The sequence below is a fragment of the Streptomyces nodosus genome, assembly GCF_008704995.1.
In the GTDB taxonomy this organism is placed as follows: domain Bacteria; phylum Actinomycetota; class Actinomycetes; order Streptomycetales; family Streptomycetaceae; genus Streptomyces; species Streptomyces nodosus.
Genome location: NZ_CP023747.1, coordinates 7,688,371 through 7,702,063, shown reverse-complemented (window position 1 = coordinate 7,702,063; position 13,693 = coordinate 7,688,371). Strand labels below are relative to the sequence as shown.

The window sequence follows — 13,693 nt, the reverse complement described above, 5'->3', positions numbered from 1 at the left end:
AGGTCCCAGCGCCGACATCCGTGTCCGGCCGGGCCGTGTTCGTCGGGGTTCCGATGCGGTATCGGTGGCTGACCCCGCCGATGATGCGACGGGGTCGATCGATGACAGGCTCATTCGTGGCCGCGGACCGCGCGGGCCAGAAAGTGGTGCGGGGCGTCCTCGTAGCAGTCCAGGTGCCAGCCCGCTGCTCGCAGTGCGGGACGCAGATGCTCCTCGGCCATCAGGTCGTCCGGGTCGAGGGTGCGGCCGTGGCGGGCGGCGCGTTCGGCGCGGCCCGAGGGGTGGAAGAGGAGCAGGACACCCTCGGAGGCGGTCACTCGGGCCCATTCGCCCAGCGCCGCGACCGGATCGGAAACGTGATTGATCAGGCCCGCGCTGAAGACGCCGTACACCGCGCCGGTCGGCAGCGGCAGCCGGGCCGCATCGGCCAGTAGCAACTGCGCCTCCGCGTCCCGGCCTTCGCATGTCGCGGCCTTCAGCATCGCGGGCGTGAGGTCGACGCCGACAACGACGCCCTCGGTGCCGACCTGCGCGCGCAGTGCGGGCAGTGCCAGGCCGGTGCCGCAGCCCAGGTCGAGAACGTGCTGCCCGGGGCGCAGTCCCATCCGTTCGACTGCCGCCGCGTACCGGGGGCCGTCGCCGGCGAAGCGCTGCTCCCAGGTGGACGCTCGCCGGGTGAAGAAGGCCCGGGTGGCCGTCTGTTCGACCCGTCCGGCGACGAAGGCGGCGAAGCGTTTGCACACGTCGTCGCGGTGACGGGCGAGGGCTGCCAGTTCCACGGGGGCGGTCTCCAGCAGACCGGGGGCGGTAGCCGCTTCCTCGGGGAAGGCCCTGGCGAGCGCCTCGACGGCCACCTCGTCCACTTCCAGATGGAACTGGAGGCCCCAGGCGCAACGGCCGATCCGGAACGCCTGCACCGGGTAGCGATCGCAGGAAGCGAGGAGCGTCGCCTCGGTCGGCAGGTCCATCATGTCGCCGTGCCGGTGCAGCACTCGCAACTGGCCAGGGATGGCGGCGAACAGCGGGTCGATCGCCGCGGCCGCCGTCGTCCGTACGTCGCCCCAGCCGATCTGTGTCCCGCCGCCGGGCTTGCCGGCGCCGCCCGCCGCGACCGCAAGCAGCTGCGCGCCCAGACACACCCCGAGCACGGGAATCTCGGCCTCCAGGGCGGCCCTCAGCAGTGCCAGTTCCGCGCTACGGCTCGGGAAGTCGTCGTAGGCGGCCATCGGCCCGCCCATGACCACCAGGCCCACCAGGTCGTCCACCGTCTCCGGCACCCGGTCACCCGCCCAGACGCGGCAGACCCGCACCGGCAACCCGGCCGCCTCAAGTGCGGTACCGATGGCGTACGGCCCTTCCTGCGGTGCGTGCTCCACGATCTGGATCACGGGCCACCACCTCCTGCACGACCGTACCCGGACGGCAGCGGCAGCCAAACGCAAATGCAAGAGCAGGCTATCCATCCAGGCCGCATCTGCCAGCTCATCGCCTCCGTGACCCACGCGTATGCAGCCGTTCGGATGAGCAGTCGGGATTCCGGTGGCCGACACTGTACGACCGCGGTACCTGCCTGACACCGCCGCAAGGTCGGTCGGACCGCTCCCGCGACTCACCGTGATAGGCCCCGGCCACACCGGCACAAGGAGTGAGCGCCTACCCTGCACGGGAAAGCAGGCCCACACCACGAGATGAAGAGGGCGGGGTGCCTACCGTGGCCGATGAGCGTTACCCCGAGCCCAAGGCCCCCGACCGCATGCCGCCCGGACAGCGCTTCGTGAACGGCTGGCCCGTCTCGCACTACGGCCCCGTCCCCCGCTTCCGCCCCGAACGCTGGAGCCTGCGCGTCTTCGGTGCCACCGCCTCCGGCGACACCCACGAGTGGACTTTCGACGACCTCGCCGGCCTCCCCCGCACCACGGTCACCGCCGACCTGCACTGCGCGAGCGGCCCCACCTCCACCGGGCACGAGTGGTACGGCATCCCGGCCACGACCGTCCTGGACCTGGTCCCGCCGGCGCCTGAAGTCACGCACGTCATGGCCTGGGCCGAGTACGGCTACTCCGCCAACCTGCGCCTCGCCGACTTCACCTCGTCCCAGACCCTGATGGCCACCCACCACAACGGCGAGCCCCTCACCGCCGAACACGGCTTCCCTCTCCGCCTGGTCGTCCCCCATCTGTTCGGCTACAAGGGCCCCAAATGGCTGCGCGGCATCGAGTACATGACGGCGGACCGGCGCGGCTTCTGGGAGGAACGCGGCTACCACAACCTCGCCGACCCCTGGCTGCAGCAGCGCTACTCCTACCAGGAGGACGCGAGCGACTAGCCAGAGCTAGCGGTTGTCGGTGCGGGGTCCGAAGACGGCCTCGATCCATTGCGCGTCGGTGAGATACCGGCGGTCGTGTCCGTCGGCGACGTGCCGGCTGAAGGCCGGATGGCCCGCTGCCGCCTGCGTGTACATCGACTCGACCAGCGCCCGCAGCCGCGCCGCCGCGACTGCGGGGAACTCGGCCCGTTCTTCCTCGGACAGCCCGTACGCGTCGGCGAAGAGCGTCAGCCGGCGGCAGGCTTCGGGGACGGGCAGCGTGGGTTCGGCTGCGTCCGGTGCGTACAGCGGCACGAAGCGGTACGCCGTGTAGGCCACATCCCACAGCCGCGGCCCGGGGTGAGCAGTGTCGAAGTCGATGAAGGCGACGGGGAGTTGGCCCCGGAACACCGTGTTGTACGTCGCCGCGTCGCCGTGACAGATCACCTCCGTGGGCTCATGCGCCGGGAACATCCATACGTCATCCGGCTCTCGTACGAAGCTCACCGAGGCATCGTGGAGAGCGCGCAGCAGTCGGGCCGCCGCGATCAGGGACGCGTCGCTGCGCACCTGCGGTGCGGCGAAGTCGTGTCCCACCTCGCCGGGCAGGAACATGGCTGCCAGGTCTGTCGGCCATACCCCAGCAGATCTCAAACGCCATCTCGGTAGCTATGCCTGATGACAACATGCCAAAAAGAGGGCTTAAAGACGGCATTGTCACCCGCGCCTGACTCCGCCATGCTGGCCCGGCGTCCACTGCGCAGAACTCTCTGCGCACGGCAGGGGAAGGCCATTGAAGAAACGAAGGATGATCGCGCTCACGGCGGCGGCCACCGTCGCGGCCGGGCTGTTCCTCGCCCCGGCACCCACGGCGGCCGCGGCGGCCACGTCGTGCTACGGCAGCGCCAAGGCCATTAACGGCACCGACGACAACGGCCACTGGCCGCCCGGCGGTTCCGCGAAGACCACGTCCAACTGCAACGACATCAACGTCAAGATCACCCGGACGATCGACGTACAGACCTGCTTCGCACCCTCGAGCGGCGGCTACTACTGCAACGGCTGGCACACGGTCTACGCCAACACCTGGGGACTGGCGGCCACCGACGTCAAGGACGGCACCACGTTCTGGCTGCTGTTCACCAGCACCGACGTCCACGGACTCGCTGCCTACTGATCCTGAAGGGGTTCCGGAGCGGGTCTCGTGTGCCGGATCCCCGGTCATGTGGTGGGTGCGGTGATCTGCCGTTTGAGGAGTGAACCGGCCGCGAGCCCCAGCGATTGCGAGGGCGGCCACGTTCTCACTGGTCATCGGTGCATCGTCCATGATCGGGAGTTGCACCGAAGGATGTGCGGTCGCGCGGCCGCAGGAGCGGATGACCGCACCGGACGGACGGCTGCGCGGCCGCTCGCGGCCTCTGCGGCGTTCACAGGGTCAATCGCGGGCCACCGGCACCGGCGAAGGGCACCTGGGGCATGAGGGCTGCCTGCCGTCCGTACGGGTGCTGCCACAGGCCCTGCGCCTGAAGCTTCGGCAGGACGCCCTCGCCGAACCAGTAGGCCTCCTCCAGATGCGGGTAGCCGGAGAGCACGAACTCCTCGATGCCCAGGCCGGCGTACTCCTTGATCCGCTCGGTCACCTCGGTGTGACTGCCGACCAGCGCCGTGCCCGCGCCGCCGCGCACCAGGCCGATGCCGGCCCAGAGGTTGGGGTGGATCTCCAGACGGTCACGGCTGCCGCCGCCGTGCAGGGCGAGCATGCGCTGCTGGCCCTCGGACTCGCTGCGGGCCAGTCCCGCCTGGATGGCCTTGACCGCCTCCGGGCCGAAGCCGTCGAGGAGCCGCTTCGCCTCGGCCCAGGCCTGTTCGGAGGTGTCGCGGGTGATGACGTGCAACCGGATACCGAAGCGGACGCTTCGGCCTTCCTCGGCGGCCAGCGCGCGGATCCAGGCGATCTTCTGGGCGACCTGCGCGGGTGGCTCGCCCCAGGTGAGGTAGACATCGACGTGCTTGGCGGCGACTTCTCCGGCGACGGGTGAGGATCCGCCGAAGTACACCTCGGGGACCGGGTCCGGCACTCGGGCGAGCTTCGCGTCCTCGACCTGGAGGTGCTCGCCGCGCAGGTCGATGGTCCTGCCCTCCCACAGTCCCCGTACGATCTCCAGGAATTCACCGGTCCGGCGGTAGCGGGCGTCCTTGTCGAGGAAGTCGCCGTAGGCCCGCTGTTCGTGGCTCTCGCCGCCGGTGACGACGTTCAGCAGCAGCCGTCCGCCGGTCTGCCGCTGGAAGGTCGACGCCATCTGCGCGGCGAGCGTCGGCGAGACGAAGCCTGGCCGGAAGGCGACGAGGAACTTCAGGCGTTCGGTGTTCTGGCTGACCATCGCGGTGGTCAGCCACGCGTCCTCGCACCAGGCCCCCGTCGGGGTCAGCACGCCGACGAAGCCCAGGTCCTCGGCGGCGCGGGCGATCTGGCTCAGGTAGGCGACCGTCGGCGGCCGGTCGCGTCCGGACTCCGTGGCGGGGGTGCCGTGGCCACCGCCGACGACATGGCGGCTGTCTCCGTTGGTGGGCAGGAACCAGTGGAAGGTGAGGGACACGCGGGGACTCCGATCAGGGGGTTCGTCAGCGTTCGTCAGGGTTCGTCAGAGAAGGCCGTGCCGGGGCGGCCTGGTGCCGTTGAGGACGTGGCGGCCGATGTGCTGGACCTTCCAGCGGGACGGGTCGTGCAGGGTGTGGGTGCGTGCGTCGCGCCAGTGGCGGTGCAGGCCCAGGGAGTCGAGCGCGGAGCGGGTGCCGGAGACCTCGAAGAGGGCGCTGCCGATGTCCACGGCGGCCTCCGCCGCCGTCACCTTGGCAGCGGCCACGGCGATCGAGGCCTCGGCGGCGGAGTCGTCGGTCAGGTCGGCGCGGGCCGCGTCCACGGACCTGGCCGCGGCGGCGAGCAGCGCGTCGGCGGCCCTTACCCGGATCGCCAGTTCGCCGAACCGCTGGATCAGCAGCGGGTCCTCGGCAGCCGTCCCGAAGCCGCTCTCGAACCAGGGGCGGCTCTTGGTGCGGACGAACTCCACCGCCTCGGCCAATGCTCCGAAGGCGATCCCGGCGTCGATGGCCGCGTGCAGCAACTGGGCGAGGGCGCCGTGGAGTTGGGGTCCTCGGAAGGTGAGGTGGTGCGGCACGATCCGGTGGGCGGGCACGGGCACCGACTCCAGGCGGACGGTTCCGCCGGCGGTGGTGCGCTGCCCCATACCGTCCCAGTCGTCGACGACCGTGAGGCCGGGCGCGTCGCGCGGCACGTACGCCACGTGCAGGTTGTCGTCCTCGGTGCGGGCGAGAACGGGGATCCAGTGGGCGAACAGCGCGCCGGTGGAGTAGTGCTTGACGCCGTCGAGGAGGTACGAGCCGTCCGGGCGCCGTGCGAGCCGGGTGCGGATGTCCTGGACGTGCCTGGTGCCCGCCTCGGACTGGGCGTTGCCGAACCGCTTGCCCCGCAGCACCTCTCCGAAGAAGAACTTCTGCTGCTCGTCGGTCCCCTGCCGGCGCAGCACATTGACGTACACGAAGTGGCTCTGCGGGATCTGGGCGAGGCTGGCGTCGGCGGCGGCGAGCAGCCGGAAGATCTCGGCGAGGGTGGCCGCGCGGACGTCCGCGCCGCCGTGGTCCGCGGGCACCGTCACAGCCAGTAGCCCGGAGGCGGACAGCCGCTCCAGCTCGGCGTCCGGGAGCCGACGGCGTGCATCCCGCTCGGCGGCGCCCGTACGGAAGTCCGCGGCCAGCTCCGCAGCCACGGCAAGGGCCTCGGTGTCGTCGGCGATGACGTACGCGCCGCTCATCCGGCGGCCGCCAGCAGCGTCGTACGGCCGCCCAGCGCCGCGGAGAACTGGTCCGTGACCTGTGCCAGAGCCTCGGCCGAGCCCGGCGCGACGGTCAGCGTGCCGTCCTCGCCCACCGTGATGTCCTTGTCGAGCGTGAACCAGCCCGGCGTGATGTGCGCAGGGGCCATGGAAGCGAGAACCGGGCGCAGGGCGTAGTCGATGGCCAGGACATGCGCGGCGGTTCCCCCGGTGGCGAGCGGAAGGACCGTCCTGCCTGCCAGGGCGTACTGCGGGAGCGGGCCGAGCAGCGACTTCAGCAGACCGGAACAGCCGGCCTTGTAGACGGGGGTACCGATCACCACTCCGTCCGCCTGACGGCGTAGCAGCCGAGCGGTGCGTGAGGTGGCGGAGGGGCTTCCGGAGACGGACAGGACGGTGGCCATGAGGGACCTTTCGGTTCGTCGTTCTGTGTGCGGGCGGCGGTCAGGCGGCGACGGGGACGGGCTCGGACTCTGCTTCCTGTGCCTCCAGTTCGCGCACCAGGGGCAACACCCGCTTGCCGGAGTACTCGACCTCCCCCAGGTAGTGCAGGAAGCCGAGGAGGAGAAGTCCCGTTCGACAGGTGGTCGGCGGTGGCTCCGAGTTTGGCGAGCACGCCTACGCTCGGGACCCAGTAGGCGAAGCGGACGGGATCGGATCCGGGGGTCACGGGCGACACGGGCGACACGGGCATGGAGAACTCCTGGCAGGAGAATGCTGCGCGCGCAGAACGAATGAGCTCTGCGGAATGCAGGCGCGCTGGAGCGGCGTTTCCGGGAAAGCCGTCGTCACGACGGACATGAGCCGGGAACGGAATGCACGGGAGGAAGTCGCGGAGGGTGCGGGTGGGAGGGTTTCCCTCGGGTGCGCTCAGACCCGACAGCGACAGCAGGCGCTGGAGACACGCGCAAGGTCGACGTGGCGTCGCCTCGTGAGGTCCTGTCGCTTCATGCCACCGATCGAACCAGGGTGAGTCCGGCCGGTCAAGAATGCGTGGATGTGATTCCACATGATGAGAGTCGGTATTCACGAGGTTGTGACAGGGATTCCCTTGAACCGGTCCCCGGGTTGGCGCAAGTCTCCTGCTCGCGCGTATCGAACAGCTCGAATACATCGCTGCCGTCACTCGGCTCGGTTCGCTGCGGCGCGCCGCCGAGGAACTGCATCTGTCCCAGCCGGCGCTCAGCGAGACGGTACGCAATCTGGAGCGCGAGTTCGGCGTGGACCTGCTGGAGCGCAAGCGGTCCGGGGCGAAGGTCAGCGACGAGGGGCGGGAGCTTGAGTCGTCGGCCTGGTCTCCAACTGCGCCGTCCGGCACAGAGAGGCGAGCCCGGACCTGGCGGCCCGGGGTCCAGATAAGTTAGGTTAGGCAATCCTAACTTCCCATCCCAGTTCTGGAGAGGCCGGATGCACCGTTCCCCTGCCCAGGTGCCGACAGCCGCCGAGCGTGTCCGCTCGATCCTGGCCACGGCCGATTCGATGACCGTGGTGAGCGACGGGCGGCACACCGAAGTGCACCGTCTCGACGGCACCCTGGCCATGAGTCACGTCCATCTGCACGCCCCGGCCGAAGGTGCCGGTGCCCCGTCGGCCGGGCGGATCCCGGTCCGGCTGGACCTCACCGATGTCGCCCCGACGCCCGTGCGCGACCGGTTGCGCGCCCGGGTCACCCTGACCGGAGTACTGGCGGCCCCGTACGAACCCGAGTCCACGGACAGCACCTGCATGGAGTTCGGGCAGGCGGTGCTGGAGGACGCCACCGGGCGCACATTCGTGGCCTTCGAGGAGCTGGAAGCAACCGAACTCGACCCCCTGGCGACGAGCGAGGCCGATCTGCTGACCCACCTCGTCGACACCCACGGCGAACTCGTCCCCCTGTTCATGCGCCTCCTCCGCCCGCTCCCGGACAGCGGGGTTCAGCGCGCCCTCCCGGTGGGAATGGACCGTTACGGCCTGACCCTGCGTCTCGAATACCCGCACACCCACCGCGACGCCCGACTGCCGTTCCGAACACCCGTGCACCACAGCGCTCACGTTGGTTCCCGGATCCAGGCCCTCGTGGCCGCAGCACGCCGCCTCTCCCCCACGGGTCACCCACTCTGACCCGAGACGAGAAAGGCCGACGCCCATGACATCGTCGCGCGTCTCCCCCTACCTCATGACCGCCGCGGCGTCACCGCCCGTCGGCGGCCCCTCCTGGAGCATCGACCCGAAACGGTCGGCGCTTCTGGTGCAGCACATGCAGAAGTACCTCGTGCACGCCCTGCGCGACCACGCGCCCGTCACCGAACTCCTCGCCAACGTCAGCCGGTTGACGCGATCCGCTCGGGCGGCGGGAGTCCCGGTCGTGTACGCGGTACGGGTTCCACAGCAGCGAGCAGGCGCCCCGGACGGAGGCCACCCCGTCCTCCTGGGGCCCGCCCCCGAGGTCCGGGTGGATGCGGTCGTGGACGTGGTGCAGCCACAGGTCGGTGACACCGTGCTCACCGCCAAGCGGTCCAGCTCGTTCGCCGGCACCCAACTGCCCTTCACCCTGCGGAGGCTGGGACGGGACCAGTTGGTGGTCGTCGGGACCACCGCGGGGACGGAAGTGCTCCGCACCGCCGCGGACGCCTGGACGCGGGACATCGAATCCTTCGTCGTCAGCGACGCCGTGGTCGACCGGACGGCCGGAGACCACGCGACGGCCTTACGGTGGCTGGCCGCCACCTGCGCATCGGTCGTGGCCACCGACTCCGTGCTGGAGGCGTTCCGCGGGCCGCACACCGCCGCCGGGACGCCGTGAAGGAACTGACGCCAAGAACCCCAGGAGCGGTTCCAAGAGTTTCAGTTTGAAATTAGGCTAGGCTAAGCTAACTTGCTTTTGTGTGCCCCGATCCGTGCGGTATGCGACAAGGAGAAGGAATCGCCTGTGGGCCTGACGACGATCGACCTCTGCCCGCCCTGGAACGCCTTAGCCCCCTGCCGGGCGCACCGCTCATGAACCGACCGCTGAAGGAAGCTCAGGACGGCCCGACAGTCGTCAAGTACGGCGGTAACGCCATGGTGGACGAGGACCTCCGGCGGGCCTTCGCCCGGGACGTGGTGGAACTGTGGCACGCGGGTCTGCGTCCGGTCGTCGTGCACGGCGGCGGACCGCAGATCAGCGCGATGCTCCGCCACCTCGGTCTGGAGAGCCGCTTCGAAGCGGGCCTCAGGGTCACCACCCCGGAGACCATGGACGTGGTGCGCATGGTGCTTGCGGGCCGGGTCCAGCGGGAGCTGGTCGGCCACATCAACGCTCATGGGCCCCATGCCGTGGGCATCACGGGCGAGGACGCGCACACCCTGACCGCCGTGCGGCGGCTGGCTCAGGTGGACGGCCGCCAGGTGGACATCGGCCTCGTCGGCGACATCGTCGAGGTGAACCCGCGTACGGTGCGCGCCCTGCTGGATCAGGGCCATATCCCCGTCGTCTCCCCCGTGGCGCGTGGTGAGGACGGCCAGGTCTACAACGTCAACGCGGACCTCGCCGCGTCCGCGCTGGCCGTTTCCCTGGAAGCCGCGCGCCTGGTGGTGCTCACCGATGTGGAGGGGCTGTACGGCGACTGGCCGCGCGGCACCACGGTGATCGAGCGTCTGACGGCCCGCGAACTGGAGCGGCTGCTGCCCGGGCTGACAGCCGGGATGCTGCCGAAGATGGAGGGGTGTCTGCGGGCCGTCCGGGGCGGTGTGGGCAGGGCTCATGTACTCGACGGCCGGGTGCCGCATGTGCTGCTGCGGAGCGTCCTCGAGCGACATGGCACGGGAACCACCGTGGTTCCGGACGACGGTTCCGGCTGACGGAACGGCCACGAGAGGCGCTGCCGGCTGCCTGCCGTCTCCTACGACGGCAGGCACAGACTCAGGGCGAGGACCTGCGCATTGCGCCGAGGGTCCAGGGAACTCGCCCAGCCCGAGGGCGCCAGGCATGCGTCGACCGGAGTGAATCCGTACCGGAGAAAGAGGCTGCCGCCGCCGGTCGTCGCCGTGAACAGGGCGCCCAGCCGCTCGGAGCGAGCCCTGGACAGAGCCGCCAGTAACAGGCGGGCCCCCGTTCCGCATCCCTGACGGTGCCGGGCCACGCAGAAGCTGTACAGGACACCCGCGGGGCCCGACCCGCGCTCCTGGTCGGCCGGATGGACTCGCAGGCCCAGGCATCCGTCGAGGGTGCCGTCGGGGGCCTCCACCACCAGGAAGTCAGCCGCGTGGTCGGCGTACAGGGACAGGGGACGCTCGCGCAGCGCACCCGAGCGGACGAACGGCCGTGACAGTACGGCGAGTGCGGCGGCGTCCTCGCGGCGGGCGGGACGGACCGGCGGTGTCGCCGGGGTGCGCGCAGGCGGCAGGGCAAGGCGCGGCATGCCCGTGATCAAGGTTCTCCCTCCTCGGTTCCGTCGAAGGCATGGCACCACTGCACTCGGCTCCGGGCGGACGGCGAAGCGCTGCTCAGGGCAGGCCGGTCTCCGGGGCGCGGCCGTCGACGTATGCCGCCACCACCTCGATGTCTCCGATCCGCGAAGAGTCCATGCGCAGGGGGTCGTCACCGAGCACGACCAGGTCCGCGCGCTTGCCCGGGGTGAGGCTGCCGGCCCTGTCCTCCCAGTGGCAGGCGCGGGCGCCCGCGACGGTGTAGGCGTGCAGGGCCTCCTCGACGGTGATCCCCTCCTCCGGGCCGATCACCTGACCGAACTCGGAGGCACGCTCGACCATGAACTGCACGGCCCGCAGCGGGGATCCGTCCGCGACCGGGCGGTCGGAGCTGCCGACCAGGGGGACACCGTGATCCAGGAATCCTCTGCCCCGGTAGAGCCAGGGCGCTCGCTCCTCACCCATGATCGCCGCATAGTCGTCGCCGAAGTGGCGCAGGAAGTTCGGCTGGACGACGGCGCTGACACCGAGCCGGGCGAAGCGCGGCAGTTGGTCGGGGCGGATGAGCCCGGCGTGTTCGATGCGGTGCCGGGCGCCGGGGCGCGGCCTGAGGCGCTGGGCGCGTTCCAGGGCGTCGAGGGCGACGTCCGCGGCGCGGTCGCCGATGGCGTGCACGGCGAGTTGCCAGCCCGCGAGGTGGCCGTCCACGATCGACTCCGTGAGCACCTGCGGGTCGTCCTGCAACTGCCCTGTGTGGCCGAGCCCTTCGTAGGGGGCGCTGAGTGCGGCGGTACGGGCCATCATGCCGCCGTCGGTGAAGATCTTCAGCGCGCCCACGGAGAGCCGGTCGTCGCCGAACCCCGTGCGCAGGCCGAGGTCGAGGGCCTTGGGGATGCCGTCGGCCCGGTGCGCGCCGACCGGGTGCAGCCGGTCGGCGGAGACCATGAGCTGCACATGGAGCGGGAGCAGGCCCTGCTCCCGGGCGAGTTGGTACGCGCCCAGTTCGACGGGGCTGTGGCCGAGCAGGCTGCCGCCGATGCCGGCCTCGGCGCAGGCGGTGACACCTTCGGCGAGGCAGGTCCGGGCGGCGCGTCCGATCGCCGCGGCCAGTTCGTCCTGTGAGTGCGGCAGCCGCAGCGCACGGGCGGCGCCCATGGCTCCCTCGGCGAGGAAGCCGTTCTCGTCCGGGACACCGTCGGGGAGCAGGTCGAGCACCGCGGTGTTGACCACACAGCCGTGGCCGGATTCATGCATCAGGAACACCTTGTGCCCATGGCTGACCCTGTCCAGTTCGGCAGCGGTCAGATGCCGGCCGAGGGCCCGCTGGTCGTAACCGGCGATGTTCACCCAGGAACCGGGCGAGTCGGCCTGGCGGACGGCCTGCTCCACGACGCCCAGTACGTCGTCGATCCGGCTGAGGCCCGCGATGCTCGGGGTGCCCAGCTTGAGGCCGGTCCAGGCGAGGTGGACATGGGCGTCGATGAACCCGGGGAGCACGGTGGCGCCCTGAAGGTCGATCACCTCCCGGGCCGGCAGGGAGGTCACCGCCTCGTCCAAGCCGACGATCCGGCCGTGCCAGATGCCGAGGTCATGGGCGACCGGGTGGTCCGGATCCATGGTGCGGAAGCGGGCGTTGGTCAGTCTGGCGCAGAGCATCAGCGGGGTGCTCCCAGGAGGGTGTCGGCGCGGACGCGGTGGTCGCCGTGGGGGTTCATGTGTCCGTGGAGGCCACGAGGGACCGGGGACGCAGATCCGTCCAGTGGGCCTCGATGTGGTCGAGGCATGCCTGCCGGGTGTCCTCGCCGAAGACGGTGGTCCACCCTCCGGGCACGTCCGCGAAGGACGGCCACAGGGAGTGCTGGCCCTCGTCGTTCACGAGGACCAGGAAGCGGCCTTCGGTGTCGTCGAAGGGGTTGGTGCTCATGGTGAGTGCCTCCCGGAACGGTCCAACTTAGGTTAGCCTCGCCTAACTTGGATGAGCCTATACTTTCTCTGTCTCTCTCACAAGGAGATGTTCATGCGAGGCCCCACGCCCGGCACGGACGACGACTTCGTCCGGTTCGGACTGTCCGGCACACCTGGTACCGACGATTTCTGGGCGGCGGTGAGGACACCCGCGTTCATCCCCGTCGACGGCGGCTGGGCGGCCCTGTTCCTGTGGCGCGGGTCCGGGGCGAGCCTCGGGTTCGAGAGCTGGTCGGACCCGATGGCCCTGCGCCGGTGGGGCGACACGGACTGCTGGTACGCCGAGATGCGCATGTCCGCACGGCTGCGGGTGACCTACCAGTTCCTCAGCGGCGACGAGGCATACGCCGACCCGTTCAACCCGGTCGGTGCGGGCGGTGACCGGTCCGTCGCGGCCACACCGGACACCCCGGACCAGCCGCACTGGCCCGCCCTCGGCGCCGATGCCGTCCTCCCCCTGCCGCGGGCCAGGATCCGCTGGGCCAGTGAACGGCTCGGCGGGCGGCGCACCGTCCGGGTCCATCCGGTGGGCGGAGGCGGGCCGTTGGTCCTGCTGCTCGACGGGGACGACTGGCTGTATCTGCACCCGGCCATGACCGCGTTCGAGTCGGCCGTCGCCAGTGGTGAGATGCCCCCGGTCACTCTTGTCTTCCTCCCGGCCAAGGACCGGGAGACCGAGTTCGCCTGCCGGTCCGAGCTGTGGGAGGCGGTCCGGGACGAACTGCTGCCTCTGGTGGCCGAGTCCGGCGTGCCGGCCACCCCTGACCGGCTGGTGGTCGCCGGGCAGAGCCTCGGCGGGCTGAGCGCGCTCCACGCGGCCCTGGAGTTCCCGGAACTGGTGTCCCGGGTGGCCTGCCAGTCGGCGTCGTTGTGGTGGTCGGCCGACGCCACCGACCCGGCGGATCCTCTGGCCGGCCCGGTCGGCGGGACCCTCGCGGAGCGCCTGCGGCGGCGGCCCGACCTGTCCGGTCTCCGGGTCGCCTTCGACGTGGGGGAACACGAGACGCGGATGCTGCCGCACTGTGCCCTGGTGGAGGAGCTGACCGAACGGGCCGGTGCGACCGTGCGGGTGTCTCGGTCGGCCTCCGGCCATGACCGGGCGGGCTGGCGGCACGCCCTGCTCAGGGATGTCGCCTGGGTCCTCGCCTGAGCGGTTCCGGAGCGGTCCCAGGGCCGCTCCGGA

15 protein-coding genes and 2 pseudogenes are annotated in these 13,693 nt (G+C 70.7%); 7 read left to right on the top strand and 10 right to left on the bottom strand.

The window, feature by feature from the left end; genetic code table 11:
• Nucleotides 1-110: 110 nt before the first annotated feature.
• On the bottom strand, nucleotides 111-1,388 hold the full coding sequence (locus CP978_RS34295; RefSeq protein WP_043447627.1) for a methyltransferase domain-containing protein: 1,278 nt from the start codon (nucleotides 1,386-1,388) through the stop codon (nucleotides 111-113).
• Between the two features lie 365 nt (nucleotides 1,389-1,753).
• On the opposite strand from CP978_RS34295, the gene CP978_RS34290 reads away from it, so the two are divergent.
• Nucleotides 1,754-2,326 carry a molybdopterin-dependent oxidoreductase gene (locus CP978_RS34290; RefSeq protein ID WP_052454670.1) on the top strand — a complete coding sequence of 191 codons (573 nt, stop codon included), beginning with the start codon at nucleotides 1,754-1,756 and terminating at the stop codon, nucleotides 2,324-2,326.
• Nucleotides 2,327-2,332: 6 nt separating this feature from the next.
• Here CP978_RS34290 and CP978_RS34285 read toward each other — a convergent pair whose 3' ends face one another.
• Complete coding sequence (locus CP978_RS34285; RefSeq protein WP_079162456.1) at nucleotides 2,333-2,920, bottom strand: phosphotransferase; 588 nt, start codon at nucleotides 2,918-2,920, stop codon at nucleotides 2,333-2,335.
• Between the two features lie 193 nt (nucleotides 2,921-3,113).
• Between CP978_RS34285 and CP978_RS34280 the strand changes: the two genes are divergently transcribed.
• Nucleotides 3,114-3,482 (top strand): hypothetical protein, encoded by a 369-nt coding sequence (locus CP978_RS34280; RefSeq protein ID WP_043447623.1) that lies wholly within the window; start codon nucleotides 3,114-3,116, stop codon nucleotides 3,480-3,482.
• Nucleotides 3,483-3,732: 250 nt separating this feature from the next.
• On the opposite strand, the gene CP978_RS34275 is transcribed toward CP978_RS34280, so the two are convergent.
• The 5 genes and pseudogenes from CP978_RS34275 to CP978_RS36510 form a co-directional block, all read right to left on the bottom strand.
• Nucleotides 3,733-4,902: an LLM class flavin-dependent oxidoreductase gene (locus tag CP978_RS34275; protein WP_043447621.1), complete on the bottom strand. Its 1,170-nt coding sequence runs from the start codon at nucleotides 4,900-4,902 to the stop codon at nucleotides 3,733-3,735.
• A gap of 45 nt (nucleotides 4,903-4,947) precedes the next feature.
• On the bottom strand, nucleotides 4,948-6,135 hold the full coding sequence (locus CP978_RS34270; RefSeq protein ID WP_043447619.1) for an SfnB family sulfur acquisition oxidoreductase: 1,188 nt from the start codon (nucleotides 6,133-6,135) through the stop codon (nucleotides 4,948-4,950).
• Nucleotides 6,132-6,560: an NAD(P)H-dependent oxidoreductase gene (locus CP978_RS34265; RefSeq protein WP_043447618.1), complete on the bottom strand. Its 429-nt coding sequence runs from the start codon at nucleotides 6,558-6,560 to the stop codon at nucleotides 6,132-6,134. Before CP978_RS34265 ends, CP978_RS34270 begins: the two co-directional genes overlap by 4 nt.
• Before the next feature lie 40 nt (nucleotides 6,561-6,600).
• Nucleotides 6,601-6,726 (bottom strand): annotated as a pseudogene (locus tag CP978_RS35985) (dimethylsulfone monooxygenase SfnG); the annotation flags it as partial.
• Between the two features lie 300 nt (nucleotides 6,727-7,026).
• Nucleotides 7,027-7,107, bottom strand: coding sequence for a putative leader peptide (locus tag CP978_RS36510; RefSeq protein WP_351800093.1), 81 nt, complete (start codon nucleotides 7,105-7,107; stop codon nucleotides 7,027-7,029).
• A 131-nt stretch (nucleotides 7,108-7,238) separates the two neighbouring features.
• Here CP978_RS36510 and CP978_RS34255 point away from each other — a divergent pair.
• The 4 genes and pseudogenes from CP978_RS34255 to argB form a co-directional block, all read left to right on the top strand.
• Nucleotides 7,239-7,436 (top strand): annotated as a pseudogene (locus CP978_RS34255) (helix-turn-helix domain-containing protein); the annotation flags it as partial.
• A gap of 127 nt (nucleotides 7,437-7,563) precedes the next feature.
• Nucleotides 7,564-8,259: a DUF2470 domain-containing protein gene (locus CP978_RS34250; RefSeq protein ID WP_043447616.1), complete on the top strand. Its 696-nt coding sequence runs from the start codon at nucleotides 7,564-7,566 to the stop codon at nucleotides 8,257-8,259.
• A 25-nt stretch (nucleotides 8,260-8,284) separates the two neighbouring features.
• A complete protein-coding gene (locus CP978_RS34245; protein ID WP_063839104.1) occupies nucleotides 8,285-8,941 on the top strand; it encodes an isochorismatase family protein in 657 nt (218 codons plus the stop codon).
• A gap of 194 nt (nucleotides 8,942-9,135) precedes the next feature.
• Nucleotides 9,136-9,978, top strand: a complete 843-nt coding sequence (gene argB, locus CP978_RS34240; RefSeq protein ID WP_043447614.1) for an acetylglutamate kinase — start codon at nucleotides 9,136-9,138, stop codon at nucleotides 9,976-9,978.
• 41 nt (nucleotides 9,979-10,019) lie between these two features.
• On the opposite strand, the gene CP978_RS34235 is transcribed toward argB, so the two are convergent.
• The 3 genes from CP978_RS34235 to CP978_RS34225 all read right to left on the bottom strand — a co-directional run bounded on the left by CP978_RS34235 (nucleotide 10,020) and on the right by CP978_RS34225 (nucleotide 12,469).
• Complete coding sequence (locus tag CP978_RS34235; RefSeq protein WP_376697986.1) at nucleotides 10,020-10,550, bottom strand: GNAT family N-acetyltransferase; 531 nt, start codon at nucleotides 10,548-10,550, stop codon at nucleotides 10,020-10,022.
• A gap of 73 nt (nucleotides 10,551-10,623) precedes the next feature.
• Complete coding sequence (locus tag CP978_RS34230; RefSeq protein ID WP_043447611.1) at nucleotides 10,624-12,201, bottom strand: amidohydrolase; 1,578 nt, start codon at nucleotides 12,199-12,201, stop codon at nucleotides 10,624-10,626.
• 55 nt (nucleotides 12,202-12,256) lie between these two features.
• Entirely contained in the window at nucleotides 12,257-12,469 is a 213-nt protein-coding gene (locus CP978_RS34225) for an MbtH family protein (protein ID WP_043447609.1), read from the bottom strand.
• 93 nt (nucleotides 12,470-12,562) lie between these two features.
• Here CP978_RS34225 and CP978_RS34220 point away from each other — a divergent pair, with 93 nt between their 5' ends.
• The gene (locus CP978_RS34220) at nucleotides 12,563-13,660 is read left to right on the top strand and encodes an alpha/beta hydrolase-fold protein (protein ID WP_043450311.1); all 1,098 of its coding nucleotides are present in this window, start codon (nucleotides 12,563-12,565) and stop codon (nucleotides 13,658-13,660) included.
• Nucleotides 13,661-13,693 lie beyond the last annotated feature (33 nt).